Here is a 15,040-nt window from a genome sequence, read left to right as displayed (position 1 = left end):
GGGGGCGGCGGGGCCGTGACGGCCGGACCGCAGGGGGTCCAGGCCGAGGAGCGCCGCTTGCGCCGCGACCTGGGGTTCTGGGGGCTGACCGGCATCGGATTCTCCAACATCGTCGGCTCCGGCTGGCTGTTCGCCGCGATGTACGCCGCGCAGACGGCCGGCCCCGCTGCGCTGCTGTCGTGGGTGGGGGCCGGACTGCTGTGCGGCCTGGTCGCGATGGTGATGATCGAGCTCGGCGCGACCCGGCCGGAGGGCGGCGGAACCGTCCGCTGGCCGCTGTTCGCCAGTGGACGCCTCGTCGGCACCCTCGTCGGCTGGTCCGTCCTGCTGTCCGTCGGCGCCACCGCCGCCGAGATCAGCGCGATCATGCAGTACGCCGCCCACTACCTCCCGGGCATCTACAACGGCCACACCCTCACCCTCTCCGGTGTGGCCCTCGCCGCCGCGCTCAGCATCCTGCTGACGGCGGGGAACTGGTTCGCCGTCCGGCTGTTCGCGCGCCTCAACAACCTCGTCTCGGTGTTCAAGATCGTCGTACCGATTCTCACCGTGCTCGCACTGGTCGCCTCGGGCTGGCACTCCGGCCGCCTCACCGACCACGGCGGCTTCGCACCGTACGGCTATGTCGCCTGCCTGACCGCACTGGCCGGCGGCGGCATCGTCTACTCCGTCAACGGCTTCCAGGCCCCACTGGACTTCTCCGGCGAGACCCGCAACCCCCGCCGCACCATCCCGGCAGCGGTGCTCACCAGCATCGGCCTCGCCTTGCTGATGTACCTGGCCCTCCAGGTGGCCTTTCTCTTCACCGTCCCCGAGCACCTGCTCGGCAACGGCTGGCAGGGCGTCTCCTTCGACTCACCGTTCGGCCAGCTCGCGCTGGTCCTCAACCTGCACTGGCTGTCCAGCCTGCTCTACGCGGACGCGGTGATCTCGCCCGGCGGCTCGGCGTACGTGGGCGTGGCGCTCAACGCGCGGCACACCTACGCACTGGCGAAGAACGGCACGATTCCGCGGTACTTCATGAAGGTCAACGAGCGGTTCGGCGTCCCGCGCCGCGCCCTGGTGGTCAACCTGGTCGTCATCATGGTGTTCCTGCTGCCGTTCGGCGGCTGGCAGGACATTGTCAGTGTGATGGGCGACATGTATCTGCTGATCTACGCCGCGTCCGCGGTGGCCGTCGCCGTCTTCCGCGCCGAACCCGGCGGCCGCACCGCCGGCTGGGTCCCCGGACTGCGCTGGATCGCACCGCTCAGCTTCGTGGTGGCCAGTGAGTTCGTCTACTGGTCGGGCTGGGACGACCTCCGCCTGGCACTGCCACTGGTGCTGGGCGGCCTGCTGATCTTCCTGGCCATGCGCCGCCCGGGAGTGGGGGAGAGCGCCGACGCCGGCCCGCGCCACCGCCCGCTCACCGCCGAACTGCGTGCCGGCGCGTGGCTGGTGGCCTACCTCGTCGCCCTCACGGTGCTCTCCGGGCTCGGCACCTTCGAGGGCTCCGCTCTGCTCCCCGCCCCGTACGACTCACTCGCCGTCGCCGTGATGGCCACGGCGGTGTTCTTCTGGGCCGTCCGCTCGGGCGTCCGCCAACGGGCGGCCTCCCGCCCCGAGGCCGAGTGACCGGCGCGGCCCGGCGTGCGAGTGGCCGGCTCGGCTCGCCCTGAGGCGACGGGGCGGGGGAGCGACCGCTCTCAGCCGGCGGACGCCCGGTAGAGGCCGCGCCCGGCACGCTGGGCGCGGGAGGTGGCGACCAGCCGGTCCAGGGTGCTGCGTACGGCGTTGACGCCGGCCGGAGAGTCGGCGCGACCCACGGCCTGAGCGATGTCCCGGGCACGCACGGGGGTCGCACCGCTCTCGGTGAGGGCGCTGACGACCTGCTCGGTCAGACCGTCCTTGGCGGAACCGGCCGAGGCCGTCGCCTTCTTCGCCGCGGCGGCGGGCTTGGCGGCGGGCTTGGCGGCGGCGTCCTTCGCCTTCGCGTCCTTCGCCGTGGTGTCCTGGGCCTTGGCGTCCTTCGTGTCCTTCACGGACTTGGTGGCCTTGGCCGCCTTGGCGGTGGTGCCGGCCTTGGCGGTGGTCGAGGACTTGGCGGCCTTCACGGTCTGCGCCGCGGCGGCCTTGCCGGCCGTGCTGCGCTTGCGGCCCTGCGCGGCGGCCGGGGCCTTCGCCGCCTTCTTCCGGCCGGTGCCGGCGGGCGCCTTACGGGCCTTGGGCACGGTGGGGGCCGGGGCCGCGGCCTTCTCCTCCTTCGCCGGCGCGGCGGCCGCCTTCTCCGGTGCGGTGCTCGCAGGCGTGGTGTTCGCCGGCTCCGCGGGCGCTTCGGTCTCCGCCTTCGGGGCCGCGGCCGGGGCGGGCACCGTGGCGGCGGTCGCGGCCGGCGCGCCACCGTTGGCCGACAGGGACTGAAGGGCCTGCAGCGCGGTACGCACCGAGTCCAACCGCGTGGTGACGGCGGCGAGTTCCTGCTCCAGGGTCTGCTGCTGGGCCTCGAGGCGGGGGAGTTCGGACTCCAGCAGAGCCGTTGTGTCTTGGATGCTGCCCGGCGTGCTGACGGTTGAAGTCATGATGTTGCCTTTCTGTTTCCGGCCACCATGGCTATTTCGCGATGGTGCTGCGAGCAGCCTACGGGGCTGTCGTGGTGTTGTGTGCCGCTGTGACGTTGTCGGGTTCCCGAGAGAGTACGCATCAATGCACCTCCGTGGGCACAGTCGATGCGCATCCGCCCCAAATTGGGGAACGCGGGACCGGGCTACCGCAACGCGCGGAAAAGTGTGCGATGCCAACGGCTCCGCCGCGGACGCGGCCCCAGCACAACACATGTACGGTCCGCCGGAAGCCCACCGTGAACAGGGGCGGCAGCAACGCTCAAAAGGCCTGGAAGAACGGACGTCGAGGCCGCTCGCACGGCATCTCGGCAGCGCACAAGGACGGCAGAAAAGCGTCCTTCAGTGGCTGTTTGTCGCGGCACGCCACTCGGGCGCCAGCACCGACCACACCTCGGTGTCCTGCCGGACTCCCCGGTAGGGGTGGTTCTCGCGCAGCACTCCGTCACGGCTCATGCCGAGCCGCTTGGCCACGTTGATGCTCGGTGTGTTCGCCGCTGACGCGTGCCACTCGACGCGGTGCATCCCTCGTTCGTGAACCGCCCAGTCAATGAGGACGCGCACCGCGCGAGTGACCAGGCCGCGCCCGGCGGCGTCCGGCTCCAGCCAGCAACCGGCCTCGCAGGTGCCCGCCTCCGCATCGAAGACCCGGAAGAGCACACCGCCGACGAGCAGCCCGTCGAGCCGGATGCCGTACAGCCGGCCCGCGTCGGCCGCGGCCTTGTCGGCATAGGACTGGAGCCAGCGCCGGGCGGAGTCGAGGTCGGCCGTGACGTCGGGGAGACCGATGTGCCGGCCGATGTACTCGCGCCCGCGGTCCATGTGCGCGAGGAACTCCGCGGCCTGCCACGGTTCCAGCGGCCCCAGCTCGGCCCCGTCCCCCAGAGAAATCGCGAACATCTCACCCTCCACCCTGACCACCGGCGCTCCCCGAATCCTCGCACGCCAACCACCGGACCACCTCCACACCACTCAGCTCTTCGCGCAGTCGCGCCGGTCGGATACCTTCGCGTCGATGCCCTGGCCGAAGCACTGGACCGTGGCGAACGCCGTCTGGTTGTCGGTGGTGGTGCCGCGAGTGATCCACCAGTGGGTGGGGTGTTCTCCGTAGAGGCCGAAGAGCGGATGGGCGGCCCAGTGCAGGATCAGCTCGTCCTTGCCGTCGCCGTCGAAGTCGGCGGCGCCGGCGGGCCTGGCGTGCCGCCGCTCGGCGGGTGTCTTCTTGCCGCCGGAGCGGGCGGGGCCCTCCCGCCGTACGGGGATGCGCCGGTCCCCGTCGATCAGTGTGGCGCCCTCGTAGGTGGCGACGAGGACGCCGTCACGGCCGTCACCGTCCGGATCGGCGGCCACGAAGCCACCGGGCCCGTAATCGGTGACGGCGCCTTCGGGCGCGGTGGGCAGCCGGTGGGTGACCGGAGCGCCGCCCGTGCCGGGGTACACGGCGAGCGATCCGTCGACCTCCGGAGCCTCGGTCTCGGAACCGGGTTCGTCGTTGCGGCTGCCGTCGTCCCCGACCGCCACGTCGCGCTGCCCGTCGCCGTCGAAGTCACCGAACGCATGGGCGTTGCCGCGACGCAGCGTTCGCCCGTCGGGCGAAGGGCCGGTGCCTCGGCGGGCCGGATACAGGATGTTCTCGGACTGCTCGCCGTCGCTGATGGTGTGGAGCAGCAGGGAGGTCGCGCGCGGCTTGCCGGTGGGGTCGATGTCGTCCGCGACGAGGTCGCCGTCCGCCCACGGCAGCCGGGTGCCGGTGCGCGCGGGCACGCCGGAGCGGGTGAACGGACCGTACAGCAGCACGACGGAGGACTGGTTCGCCGCGAGTGCCGCGAGGTCGTGATGCCCGTCCCCGTCGAAGTCGCCGCGTACGAGGGAGTTCACGCCGAGCTTCGACGCACCGGCCGGGAGCCGCAGTGGGGTGGCCGGGGACTTCCCCGCGGGCCCGCCGGGGCCGCCCCAGGCCACGTACGGAACACTGCGCGGCGCTGACACGTGCCCGTCCGTCACGCGCGCGCCGTCGACGTCGGTGACGACGTCGGAGAAGCCGTCACCGTCCAGGTCGGCGGTGACCACCTCCTCGGCCGGGATGCTGTCGGGTCCGGCCGTACCCACCTCCTGCTCGGGCAGTCCGAGGTCGTGGCGCCCGTACACGGTGCGGGTCGTGGGGTCGAGTCCGTCGGCCGAGCCGTAGACCACACCGATCCGTTCCTCGGACCGGGTGCGCCCGGGGCCGGCGGTGAGGGACACGGGGACGACCAGGTCCCGATGACCGTCACCGTTGAGGTCGTCGGGGTCCTTCGAGCCCTTGCCCGCTGCCGGTGCCCGGCTCGCGGCGGGCGCGGTGGGCACCCCGGCGGCGGTGCCGCCACCGTCGGACGCGGCGGGCCGGCGGTCCGCGGAACCACTGCCGCACCCGGTGAGCGGCGCGAGCACGACACAGGCGGCGCAGAGCACCAAAGACCGCACAGCAGTACGAGTTTTCATACCCCGTACCCTCACATCCCCGCCGCAGGGACTCCAGTGCGGGCCGAGCGAGCGGCCAGAGGGTACGTCCGTCGAGCCGTGTGTGACTGACAGTACGTCAGCCTCGTCGGCGTGCGGCCGTGGCCACGTACCGCATATAACTGGGCGTATGGCACTGAACTGGACGTTGGTCATCGACAGCGGGAACGCACCCGTCCTGGCGGATTTCTGGGCCGCGGCGCTGCAGTACGAGGTGGAGGACCCCAGCCCCTTGATCGATGAGCTGCTGGCCGGGGGCCTGCTCGGTACGGAGGCTGTCGCCGAGCACCGCGGCCACAGGATTTTCCGTGGCTATGCCGGGATCCGTCACCCCGACGACCCGTTCGACGAGAAGAGCGGTGTCGGGCACGGGCGCCGGCTGCTCTTCCAGGACGTGCCCGAGGGCAAGGCGGGAAAGAACCGGCTGCACGTCGACGTCCACACGGCCGTCCCGGGCGCTTCCAACGGCCTCGAAGAGCTGGTGGTACGGCTGGAGGGCCTGGGCGCGAGCCGCGTCCGCGAGGTGGACATGGGGCCCGCGGGACACTGGTGGGTCATGCGCGACCCGGAAGGCAACGAGTTCTGCGCCGCGTAGCCGCGCGCCTCGCCCCGCACCGCGCCCTCACCGTCACATCGTGGGGGAGTGGACCGTGGCGAGCAGCTCCCGCGTGTGGTGGAGCCACGTCGCTCGGTTGTCGGCGTCCAGGATGTGGCCCGCGCCCGGGAGTTCCAGGAGCGTGGCGCCGGGGATGCCGGCGGCCAGCCGCCGTGAGCTGTCGGGCAGCACCAGCCGGTCCGCGAGCGGTGCGACCACGAGGGCGGGTACCTGAATGCGTGCCAGGTCGGCCCGTACGTCCACGCGGCTCACCAGGTCGAAGTGGTCCGGCAACCCGGGCGGCATGCCGTCCCGCACCTGGGCGACAGCCGCGTCGATCTCCTGGGTGGAGAGCGCGTTGAGCTGACTCTCCGAAGCGCAGGCCAGGAACGCGAACCGGGCGACGGCGTCCCGGTCGCCGGCGGCGCCCAGTGTCCGTACCAGCTGGGCCCCGAAGGCCAGTACCGGATCCGCGACGGGAAAACCGGCGGTAAGGACGAGGCCGGTGACACGGTGCGGATGACGGGTTGCCGCACGCACCGCCACCGTGGTGCCCAACGACTCGCCGAGCACGGCGAACGTCTCGTGTCCGCGTGAGACCGCGGCCGCCACCAACTGGTCGACGAGCACGTCCAGGTCCAGCGGCCCGGTCGCGACGGGGGAGCCACCGGACCCGGGGTAGTGCGGGCCGACGATGCTGTGATCGCGCGCGAGGTCGTCGAGCACCGGGCCGAAGTTCTCGACGATGCCGCCGCCCGCGCCATGGGCGAGGAGCAGGGCGGGGCCGGTGCCCTGCACATACACGTCGAGATCGGATTCACGGCCGAGAACGGCCAGGTCAGAAGTTGCGCGCAGGGCGTCAGAAGTCATGTGCAGGACGTTAAACTCCGACACCGGTGTCAGAGTCAAGTCTCTGCCGCACACAAAGCCGGGCCGTTGTGACGAGAGGACGATCTCCGGGATGAGGATGCAGGAGATGGTGCGGCGTACCGGCGTACACGAACGCCTCCTCCGCTACTACGAGCAGCAGGGGCTGCTGGCGCCGCAGAGACTCCCCAGCGGATACCGGGAGTACGCCGAGACGGACGTGGAGACGGTGCGGCGCATCCGCTGTCTGCTCGCCGCCGGATTGACCACGTCGGTCATCGCCCAGGTGCTGCCCTGCGTCACCGATCACGACGACCGCCTCGTCCCCACCTGCCCGGCCCTCATCGGCCAGTTGAACGACGAACGCGACCGCATCACCCGCGAGATCCGGGCCCTCCAGGAGTCGCGCACCATGCTCGACACGATCCTCGGCACGGCCGTCGAGCCGGTGCGGTGACAAGCCGGCGAGCCGGTTGCGTGACGCGGCTGCCGCAGACTCGCCACAGGGGCTCGAAGTTGCCGCAGCGGCAGCTTCTACCGTCCTGACCAGGGCCGGAACGACCGGCCTTGTGAGTACTCGGGAGGGAGCCGGCGATGCCTGGTCGATCGCTGAGGACATCACATGCCCCTCCACCTCGACGGCTGGAGTACCGGTCCCTGCGGCCGCAGCTGTCGGCCGGGGCGCGCCCCCCTCTCATCGCACGCGACCCCGACGGATACCGGCCGCAGCCGTACCAGCAGCTGGCCGCCGTGTACCAGTCGCTCGGGCACGACCACGACGCACGCGCACGACGGGCCCCCAGCAGTTCCTCGCCTACGCGCTGAGCGCGGTCGGCTGGCTGCTGACCACCGCCGTCGTGGCGGGCGTGTCACGCGTACTCAACCGCAACTGACCGGCATGCACGCCTAGTGTGCGCTCATGCCCTTGGCGGCGGCCCGGGTGATGTTGCGCGCCATCCCGCCGAAGACAACGGAGTGGAAGGGCGCCACGCTCCACCAGTAGGCATGCCCGAACAGTCCGCGCGGATGGAACAGGGCGCGCTGCCGGTAACGGGTCCGGCCGTAGCCGTCGCGCTCGGCGTACATCTCCAGCCAGGCCAGTCCCGGCAGGCGCATCTCGGCGCGGAGCCGCAGCAGGTGGCCGGGTTCGATCTCCTCCACCCGCCAGAAATCGAGCGAGTCACCGATCCGCAGCCGTTCGGCGTCCCGGCGCCCACGGCGCAGCCCGACACCGCCGACGGAACGGTCCAGCCAGCCGCGTACCGCCCAGGCGAGCGGGAAGGAGTACCAGCCGTTGTCACCGCCGATGCCCTCGATCACCCGCCACAGAGCTTCTGGCGGAGCGTCCACGGTCAGCTGCCGTTCGTCCTCGTACAGGCTGCCGCCGGCCCAGTCGGGGTCGGTGGGCAGCGGATCGCTCGGCGCACCGGGCACCGAGGCCGACGACCAGCGCGTGACGACATCAGCCTCCCGCACTCGCCGCAGCGCCAGCGCCAGCGATTCGTCGAACGGGAGTGGTGACGGCAGCGGCTGCCCGGTGCGGTCGGGGACGTACTGGGCGATGTCGTGCTCGCGGCACACCACCTCGTGGCGCAGCGACTCGGTGAGCGGGCGCGCGAGGGAGGTGGGTACCGGGGTCACCACGCCCACCCACAGGCTGGACAGCCGCGGGGTGAGCATCGGTACGGGCATGATCAGCCGTCGGCGCAGCCCGGCGACGGTGGCGTACCGGCTCATCATCTCGCGGTACGTCACGACGTCCGGGCCGCCGATGTCGAACGCACGGTTCACCTCGGCCGGCATCCGGGCCGAACCCACCAGGTAGCGCAGCACGTCCCGGACGCCGATCGGCTGGATGCGGGTACGCACCCAGCTCGGTGTGACCATGACCGGCAGCCGCTCGGTCAGGTAGCGCAGCATCTCGAAGGACGCGGAGCCGGACCCGATGATCACCGCAGCACGCAGCACCGTGGCGGGCACCGACGCGTCGAGGAAGATGTGTCCTACCTGGGCCCGGGAGCGCAGGTGCCGGGACAGCTCCTGTTCCGGGACGTCGCGCGGGGTCAGACCGCCCAGGTAGACGATGCGCCGTACGCCCGCGGCACGGGCCTGCTCCGCGAAGATCTCCGCCGCGCGGCGGTCCTTCTCCTCGAACTCGGATCCGGTGCCGAGCGAATGCACGAGGTAGTAGGCGACGTCGATACCGTCCATCGCCGCAGCGACCGAGTCGGCGTCGGTGACATCGCCCTTGACCACCTCGGCGGAGTCCGCCCACGGATGGTCACGCAGCTTCCCCGGAGTGCGGGCCAGGCACCGCACCCGGTGGCCGGCCTTCAGCAGTTCGGGGACCAGCCGCCCGCCGATGTACCCGGTGGCCCCGGTCACCAGGCAGTGCAATGCGCCGGTGTCCTGCGGTGCGCCCGTCTGCACGGCCGACTCCCTTCCACGTCCGCCCGCCGTCTGGGTCCCCCGCCCGATTATGGCCGCGGCGGGGCGAAGGCGTGCGTTTCGGCGATCCCGCGCGTGGCGGTGGCGAGTTTTGCCGCCGCGAGGAACCATGGGCACGGAAAACCAGGGCGGGGAACGCAGCGGCGGGGGATGTATGGGCGGGAACATGGTGAGCGACGGAACGCTGCCGGTGGGTGGCGAGGTACTGGTAGGACTGGTGAAGGGGGAGCGGACCAAGGTGCGCTACCCGGCGGCGGTGCTGAGCGACGACGGCACCCATGTCGTCGTGCGCGCGCCCTGGGCGGGGGACGGGGTCCGCGATTTCGGGTTCGTACGCTTCGAGCCGGGTGACGTGTTCACCGAGCACTACTGGCGCGACCGCTGGTACGCCGTCAAGGAGGTGCGGAGCGCCGACGGCACGGTGAAGGGCTGGTACTGCGACGTCACCCGGCCCGCGGCCGTCGGGCCGGACGGCATCGTGGTCGAGGACCTGGACCTCGACCTGTGGCTGTCGGCGGACGGAACGACCGTACTGCGGCTGGACGAGGACGAGTTCGCGGCGAGCGGCATCGGGGAACGCGATCCGGAGGCCGCGGCCGAGGCCCGCCGCTCACTGGACCGACTGGAGGCACTCGCCCGCGCGGGCCACTTCCGTACGCTGGACGGCGACTTGCCTCGATGACGGTCAGGCGCCGCGGTCCGTGTCGATGTCACCGGATGTGCGGACGCCACCGGATGTGCGGACGTCACCGGGCGCGAACGCGCCATCGGGGGCGAAGGCCAGCTCGCTGAAGCGTTCGCCGATGCGCCGGTGGGTGGCGGCGTCGGGGTGAAGCTGGTCGGGCAGCGGCAGTTCGGCGAAGTCCGCCTCGCCGTAGAGCTCACGGCCGTCGAGGTAGTACAGGTTCGGGTCGTCGGCCGCCCGCTGCTTCACGATGCGGGCCAGCTCGTCCCGGATCACATTGAGCGTCAGCTTGCCGGCCGACCGCTCCTCAGGATCGCCCCCGGCCCGGAACAGAAGGCGGCCCGTGCTGATCCTGCTGAAGTCCGGGACGCTGGGACCGGGCGTGTCCTCGTGGGTCGGGCACAGGATCGGCGACACGACCAGCAGTGGCGTGGTGGGGTGGCCTTCCCGGATGGTGTCGAGGAAGCCGTGCACCGCCGGCCCGAAGGCACGCAGCCGCATCAGATCGGCGTTGACCAGGTTGATGCCGAGCTTGACGCTGATCAGGTCGGCGGCGGTGTCCCGCAGCGTACGCGCGGTGAACGGGTCGAGCAGGGCGCTGCCGCCCAGCCCCAGGTTGATCAGCTCTACGCCGCCGAGGCGGGCGGCGAGCGCCGGCCATGTGCTGGTGGGGCCGGCGGCGTCGGAGCCGTGGCTGATCGAGCTGCCGTGGTGCAGCCACACCCTGCGGCCCCGGTCCGGAGCGGGCTCGACGGGCGCGTCGGTGCGCAGCGTGATGAGTTCGGCGGACTCGTTGTGCGGCAGCCAGATCTCGATGTCCTTGGCACGGTCGGGCAGCTCGGCGAAGCGGACGGTGCCGGGCTTTCCGGGGCTGTGCTCGAAGGTTCCGGCCGTCATGTCGATGGTCAGGGTGGAGCCGCCCGCCACACTGCCCGCGCCGGCCGGGCTGCCGTCCATGAGCAGCTCGTACACGCCGTCCGGGCGGGGCGGCACGCCCACGTAGACGCGCTTGGTGGGCAGTGTGTCCAGTTCGATGACGGTGGCCCGGGTACGGAAGACCAGTCGTACGCCGGAGGGCTGGGCCTCGGCCATGGCCAGCTGGCCGTCGGAGTTCTGGGCGCGGGCCCAGGCCGGCAGCCGGTGCGGCAGCACGCCGTGTTCGGTGTGCTCCACCTCTACGGCGCCGCGCAGCAAGTCCCCGGTGACGGGCGTACTGAACCAGTTGTCCTCGGTGTGCATGACCTCAACCTCGGTGTGCGTGAGTGGTGGCCCTCGACGTGGATGCGTGGTGGCCCCCGACGTGCGTGTTCGGTGACTCTCGACGTGCGTGAGCGGTGGACCTCTATGCGCGGGTGTGGTGGCGTACGCGCTGGTCAGGCCGTGGGCCAGTGCCGCAGAGTGGCGTCGAGCGCGTCCAGGATCCGGGTCCAGGTCTCCTGCGTGTCGGGTGCGCTGTGATCGAACCCGCCGCCCAGCTCCAGGCTGACGTAGCCGTGGAAGACACTGCCCAGCAGCCGGACCGCGTGCGTCTGATCGGGCTCCGTCAGGTCGTAACCGCGCAGGATCGCCCGCGTCATCTGCGCGTGCCGGACGCCCGCGCTTGCGGCGGCGTCCGCCGGGTCGAGCCTGAGCTGGGCCGCGGCGTAGCGGCCGGGGTGCTCGCGGGCGTAGTCGCGGTAGACGTTCGCCAGGGCGGTCAGCGCGTCCTTTCCCGCCCGCCCGGCCAGGGCGTCGGCGGCCCGGTCGGCGAGCTCTTCCAGGGCGAGCAGCGCGATCCTGGTCTTGAGGTCCTGGGAGCTCTTCACATGCGAGTACAGACTCGCGACCTTGACGTCGAACCGCCTGGCGAGCGCCGAGACGGTCACCTGCTCAAAACCGACCTCATCGGCCAGCTCCGCACCTGCCCGCGCAAGCCGCTCCGCGGTCAGTCCGACCCGCACCATGGTAATCCTCTCCTCCGTCGTCATCGATTATGCAGTTGCCTAAGGGTATTAGGCAAATCGCTAAGCGCCTCAGGATCGGGGCGGCGCCGCGCTGACCGTCTCGACCCTGGAGGCGGGGCATCGGTCCGGACGGGCCGCCGCACCCGACCGGACCGGGCATGAGATGTCGGGTGCGGCAGGATGCGGTCTTCCTGACGTGAGGGACGCAAGGGAAGAAGACCGCAGTGCTGGAGCGGCTGAACGAGGCACTGGAACACATCGAGTCGCATCTCGACCAGCAGATCGAGGTGACCGAGCTGGCCCGCATCGCAATGACGTCGGAGTAGCGCCCCCCTGCTCTCGACTGAGCGAGAGCAGGGGGACCCCCATCGCCGGATGTTCTCGGCTCTGGCAGGCATCTCGCTGTCGGAGTACATCAGGCGCAGACGGCTCACCGTCGCGGGCGCCGAGGTGCTCGCGGGCGAGCGGACCCTGCTGGAGATCGCGATGCGGTACGGCTACGGCTCGGGCGAGGCGTTCGCGCGGGCGTTCCGGGCCATGCACGGTGTGGTGACCGGCGCCGCGCCGTGCCGGAGGGCCTGGACGCACTCACGGTCCCGGCCGGCACGTGGGCCGTCTTCGAGAGCTCCGGGCCGTTCCCGCAGGCACTCCAGTACCTGTGGCGCGATGTGTTCACGCAGTGGTTCCCGTCCAACCCGTACCGCAGCAGGCCGAGCCCCGAGGTCCTGCGTACCCGGCTGTCACAGGATGCGGCCCACGCGGACGCGGAGTTGTGGATACCCGTGGAACGCACCGCGGTCTGAGCGAACGGGCGGCGCGGTGGCGCCCGTACCGCGCCGTCCGGCCCCGGTCCGATAGGTGTGACCTATACAGGGCATCGATTTTTGGTCGTGGACCTCGTGTCGAGTGGCCGGGTTCACTGTCGCTGCCAGTTTGCGTGGCGCCGGTCGGGCTCGGCGTCACGTGGGTCAGGGCCACACGCGTCGCTGCCGCGCGGCGGTATGCGGGGACCGCGCTGCCGTGCGGCGGTGTGCGTGCACCGCCGGGCCGGACCGGTACACGCCTGGAGGAGGTCGCAATGACGCACACCCCAGCATCGGCATCGGCATCGGCATCACCATCAGCACCGGCATCGACACCGGCACCGGCGGGCGGCGGTACGCGGGCGAAACCGTGGTGGCGGCAGCTGTACGTACAGGTGCTGGCGGCCATCGTCCTCGGCATCCTCCTGGGACGGCGGTGGCCGGACCTCGCCATGTCGATGGAGCCGATCGGCACCACCTTCCTCGCGGCGATGAAGATGCTGATCGGGCCGATCGTCTTCCTGACCGTCATCGGCGGTGTCGCGGGCGTCGCGGATCTGAAGAAGGTCGGCCTGACCGGCCTCAAGGCCCTCACCTACTTCCAGGTGGGCACGATCGCCGCACTGCTGACGGGCCTGGTCGCCATCAACCTCTTCCGGCTCGGCGACGGGGTACACGCCGACCCGTCCGCACTCGACGCGTCGGGCGAGGCCGGCGAGTACATCAAGAGCGGTGAGCATCAGCACTGGTGGGAGTTCCTGACCGGCCTGGTGCCGCACAGTTTCTTCGGCGCCTTCGTCGAGGGCGACATCCTGCAGGTCATCTTCCTCGCCGTGCTCTTCGGCATCGCGCTCAAGAGCGTCGGCAAGGTGGGCGAGCCCGTCATCGCGAGTGTGAACCGGCTGACCGAAGTGGTCTTCAAGGTACTGGCCTTCGTCATGAAGGCCGCTCCGCTGGGCGCGTTCGGCGCGATGGCGTACGCCATCGGGAGGTTCGGGCTCTCCACCCTGACCAGCCTCGGCTCGCTGATCCTGTTGTTCTACGTCACCTCGGTCGTCTTCGTCGTCGTGGTGCTGGGCACGGTCCTCGCCGCCTTCGTGAAGCTGAACGTCTTCCAGCTGTTCCGCTACTTCAAGGAGGAGTTCTTCCTCGTCCTGGGCACCTCGACGGCCGAGCCCGCGCTGCCCGGCCTGATGCGCAAGCTGCAGTTCCTGGGCGTGGAACGGTCCACGGTCGGGCTCGTCGTACCGACCGGCTACAGCTTCAACCTGGACGGCGCGGCCATCTACCTCTCGCTTGCCACGCTGTACATCGCGCAGGCCACGGACACACCGCTCTCCGCAGGCCAGCAACTGGGCCTGCTCGCGGTGATGCTGCTGACGTCGAAGGGCGCGGCGGGGGTGGCCGGGCGCGAAGCCGAGGTGGCAGGCGGTGAACCGTAGTGGCGGTGCGCGAGGTTGAAGAAGACGGGGCCCCTCATCAGGATCCCGTTACGGTGCACAGCCCGCCGGGCCGGCCGGTGGCGGATCGATAGGCTGCGCCTGTCGAACGCGTTTCCGGTGGTGGCGGGGGAGAGGCTCATGGACGCCAGGCAGCTCGAATACTTCCTCGCCATCGTCGAGCACGGCGGATTCAGCAAGGCCGCCGCGGCGTTGCACGTGGCCCAGCCGTCGCTCTCCCAGTCCATGGCCAACCTGGAGGCGGACCTCGGGGTCGCGCTCTTCCACCGGGTGGGCCGCGGCGTCGTCCTCAGCGAGGCGGGCGCGGAGCTGCTGGGCCCCAGCCGCAGGGTCATGCGCGACATGGCGGCCGTACGGGACACCGCCGCCTCGCTGTCCGGTGTGCGCCGTGGCACCGTGGAGGTGGCGTCCATGCCTTCCCCGGGCATCGAGCCGCTGACCACCCTCATCCACCGCTTCGCCGAGCTGCATCCGGGCGTGACGGTGAGTACGCAGGCCGCCTTCACCCCTGAAGACGTCGTGTCCCTGGTCCGCACCGGTGCCTGCGAACTCGGTCTGCTGGGATCGGCCGAACCGCTGACGGCGGCCGGTGCGGACGTCCTGCCCATCGAGGAGCAGCCGTTCGTCGTCGTGGCCGCGCCGGACGGAACGCTCCAGGACGACGTGCCGGTCCGCCCGTGCGACCTCGCCGGGCACAAACTCATCGCTTCCCGGCCCGGCAGCCTGATGCGCACCATCGTCGACGAGGTCACCGCGGCAGGCACCGGCACCGAGATCGTCACGGTCGTCGACCACCGGACCTCGATCCTTCCCCTGGTCCTGACCGGCGTCGGCGCCGCCGTGCTGCCGTCGTCGTGGACGCGGCTGGCGCGCCGCTGCGGAGCGGTCGTCGCACCGGTCGAGAGCACCACCCGCCTCCACGTCACCATGATCAGCCTGCCGGCCCACCTCACCCCCGCGGCACGCTCCTTCCGCCGGCTGACGGACTCCTACACCCACCGCCGCGACTGCTGACGCCGTGCGCGCGGTGCGAACCGATCGGTCGTGCCTATACGACGCATCGGAAGCACGTCTTGGACGGTTTACCACCCCTCTGTGTTGACTCGTGCGTGCTGACTCGTTCTCACGTGCTCGGGAGCGAGA

13 protein-coding genes and 1 pseudogene are annotated in these 15,040 nt (G+C 71.1%); 7 read left to right on the top strand and 7 right to left on the bottom strand.

The features are described from left to right. Positions 1–57 precede the first annotated feature (57 nt). A complete protein-coding gene (locus tag ACIGQF_RS08995) occupies positions 58–1,614 on the top strand; it encodes an APC family permease (protein WP_399707638.1) in 1,557 nt (518 codons plus the stop codon). 71 nt (positions 1,615–1,685) lie between these two features. Here the strand turns inward: ACIGQF_RS08995 and ACIGQF_RS08990 are convergent, their stop codons facing one another. From ACIGQF_RS08990 to ACIGQF_RS08980, 3 genes are all read right to left on the bottom strand, one after another. Continuing rightward, positions 1,686–2,558: a prephenate dehydrogenase gene (locus ACIGQF_RS08990; protein WP_399707322.1), complete on the bottom strand. Its 873-nt coding sequence runs from the start codon at positions 2,556–2,558 to the stop codon at positions 1,686–1,688. A 381-nt stretch (positions 2,559–2,939) separates the two neighbouring features. After that, a complete protein-coding gene (locus ACIGQF_RS08985) occupies positions 2,940–3,497 on the bottom strand; it encodes a GNAT family N-acetyltransferase (RefSeq protein ID WP_399707320.1) in 558 nt (185 codons plus the stop codon). 72 nt (positions 3,498–3,569) lie between these two features. After that, positions 3,570–5,078: a hypothetical protein gene (locus ACIGQF_RS08980; protein WP_399707318.1), complete on the bottom strand. Its 1,509-nt coding sequence runs from the start codon at positions 5,076–5,078 to the stop codon at positions 3,570–3,572. Between the two features lie 148 nt (positions 5,079–5,226). Here ACIGQF_RS08980 and ACIGQF_RS08975 point away from each other — a divergent pair, with 148 nt between their 5' ends. Further along, positions 5,227–5,691 (top strand): VOC family protein, encoded by a 465-nt coding sequence (locus ACIGQF_RS08975; RefSeq protein WP_399707316.1) that lies wholly within the window; start codon positions 5,227–5,229, stop codon positions 5,689–5,691. A 33-nt stretch (positions 5,692–5,724) separates the two neighbouring features. Here ACIGQF_RS08975 and ACIGQF_RS08970 read toward each other — a convergent pair whose 3' ends face one another. Then, the gene (locus tag ACIGQF_RS08970) at positions 5,725–6,561 is read right to left on the bottom strand and encodes an alpha/beta fold hydrolase (protein WP_399707314.1); all 837 of its coding nucleotides are present in this window, start codon (positions 6,559–6,561) and stop codon (positions 5,725–5,727) included. A gap of 91 nt (positions 6,562–6,652) precedes the next feature. Between ACIGQF_RS08970 and ACIGQF_RS08965 the strand changes: the two genes are divergently transcribed. Beyond that, the gene (locus tag ACIGQF_RS08965) at positions 6,653–7,015 is read left to right on the top strand and encodes a MerR family transcriptional regulator (protein WP_399707312.1); all 363 of its coding nucleotides are present in this window, start codon (positions 6,653–6,655) and stop codon (positions 7,013–7,015) included. A 449-nt stretch (positions 7,016–7,464) separates the two neighbouring features. Here ACIGQF_RS08965 and ACIGQF_RS08960 read toward each other — a convergent pair whose 3' ends face one another. Beyond that, positions 7,465–8,988: an SDR family oxidoreductase gene (locus tag ACIGQF_RS08960; protein WP_399707310.1), complete on the bottom strand. Its 1,524-nt coding sequence runs from the start codon at positions 8,986–8,988 to the stop codon at positions 7,465–7,467. 184 nt (positions 8,989–9,172) lie between these two features. On the opposite strand from ACIGQF_RS08960, the gene ACIGQF_RS08955 reads away from it, so the two are divergent. After that, positions 9,173–9,688 (top strand): DUF402 domain-containing protein, encoded by a 516-nt coding sequence (locus ACIGQF_RS08955; RefSeq protein WP_399707308.1) that lies wholly within the window; start codon positions 9,173–9,175, stop codon positions 9,686–9,688. Positions 9,689–9,691: 3 nt separating this feature from the next. On the opposite strand, the gene ACIGQF_RS08950 is transcribed toward ACIGQF_RS08955, so the two are convergent. After that, a complete protein-coding gene (locus tag ACIGQF_RS08950) occupies positions 9,692–10,930 on the bottom strand; it encodes a GDSL-type esterase/lipase family protein (protein WP_399707306.1) in 1,239 nt (412 codons plus the stop codon). Between the two features lie 134 nt (positions 10,931–11,064). Further along, entirely contained in the window at positions 11,065–11,634 is a 570-nt protein-coding gene (locus ACIGQF_RS08945; RefSeq protein ID WP_399707304.1) for a TetR/AcrR family transcriptional regulator, read from the bottom strand. A gap of 224 nt (positions 11,635–11,858) precedes the next feature. Between ACIGQF_RS08945 and ACIGQF_RS08940 the strand changes: the two are divergent. The 3 genes and pseudogenes from ACIGQF_RS08940 to ACIGQF_RS08930 all read left to right on the top strand — a co-directional run bounded on the left by ACIGQF_RS08940 (position 11,859) and on the right by ACIGQF_RS08930 (position 14,911). Further along, positions 11,859–12,437, top strand: a pseudogene (locus ACIGQF_RS08940) (GyrI-like domain-containing protein). A 275-nt stretch (positions 12,438–12,712) separates the two neighbouring features. Further along, entirely contained in the window at positions 12,713–13,879 is a 1,167-nt protein-coding gene (locus ACIGQF_RS08935) for a cation:dicarboxylate symporter family transporter (RefSeq protein ID WP_399707302.1), read from the top strand. A gap of 138 nt (positions 13,880–14,017) precedes the next feature. Then, on the top strand, positions 14,018–14,911 hold the full coding sequence (locus tag ACIGQF_RS08930; protein ID WP_399707300.1) for a LysR family transcriptional regulator: 894 nt from the start codon (positions 14,018–14,020) through the stop codon (positions 14,909–14,911). The last annotated feature ends 129 nt before the right edge of the window (positions 14,912–15,040 follow it).

This window comes from Streptomyces sp. NPDC053560 (genome assembly GCF_044544605.1).
Taxonomy (GTDB): domain Bacteria; phylum Actinomycetota; class Actinomycetes; order Streptomycetales; family Streptomycetaceae; genus Streptomyces.
Note: the sequence above shows the minus strand (reverse complement) of the source record. Positions and strands in the feature narration are given on the sequence as shown.

What these genes read in the sequence shown, in the direction of transcription:
- ACIGQF_RS08990 (WP_399707322.1), bottom strand. Translation starts at nt 2,558, where the DNA reads ATGACTTCAACCGTCAGCACGCCGGGCAGCATCCAAGACACAACGGCT.
- ACIGQF_RS08985 (WP_399707320.1), bottom strand. Translation starts at nt 3,497, where the DNA reads ATGTTCGCGATTTCTCTGGGGGACGGGGCCGAGCTGGGGCCGCTGGAA.
- ACIGQF_RS08980 (WP_399707318.1), bottom strand. Translation starts at nt 5,078, where the DNA reads ATGAAAACTCGTACTGCTGTGCGGTCTTTGGTGCTCTGCGCCGCCTGT.
- ACIGQF_RS08975 (WP_399707316.1), top strand. Translation starts at nt 5,227, where the DNA reads ATGGCACTGAACTGGACGTTGGTCATCGACAGCGGGAACGCACCCGTC.
- ACIGQF_RS08970 (WP_399707314.1), bottom strand. Translation starts at nt 6,561, where the DNA reads ATGACTTCTGACGCCCTGCGCGCAACTTCTGACCTGGCCGTTCTCGGC.
- ACIGQF_RS08965 (WP_399707312.1), top strand. Translation starts at nt 6,653, where the DNA reads ATGAGGATGCAGGAGATGGTGCGGCGTACCGGCGTACACGAACGCCTC.
- ACIGQF_RS08955 (WP_399707308.1), top strand. Translation starts at nt 9,173, where the DNA reads ATGGTGAGCGACGGAACGCTGCCGGTGGGTGGCGAGGTACTGGTAGGA.
- ACIGQF_RS08950 (WP_399707306.1), bottom strand. Translation starts at nt 10,930, where the DNA reads ATGCACACCGAGGACAACTGGTTCAGTACGCCCGTCACCGGGGACTTG.
- ACIGQF_RS08945 (WP_399707304.1), bottom strand. Translation starts at nt 11,634, where the DNA reads ATGGTGCGGGTCGGACTGACCGCGGAGCGGCTTGCGCGGGCAGGTGCG.
- ACIGQF_RS08935 (WP_399707302.1), top strand. Translation starts at nt 12,713, where the DNA reads ATGACGCACACCCCAGCATCGGCATCGGCATCGGCATCACCATCAGCA.
- ACIGQF_RS08930 (WP_399707300.1), top strand. Translation starts at nt 14,018, where the DNA reads ATGGACGCCAGGCAGCTCGAATACTTCCTCGCCATCGTCGAGCACGGC.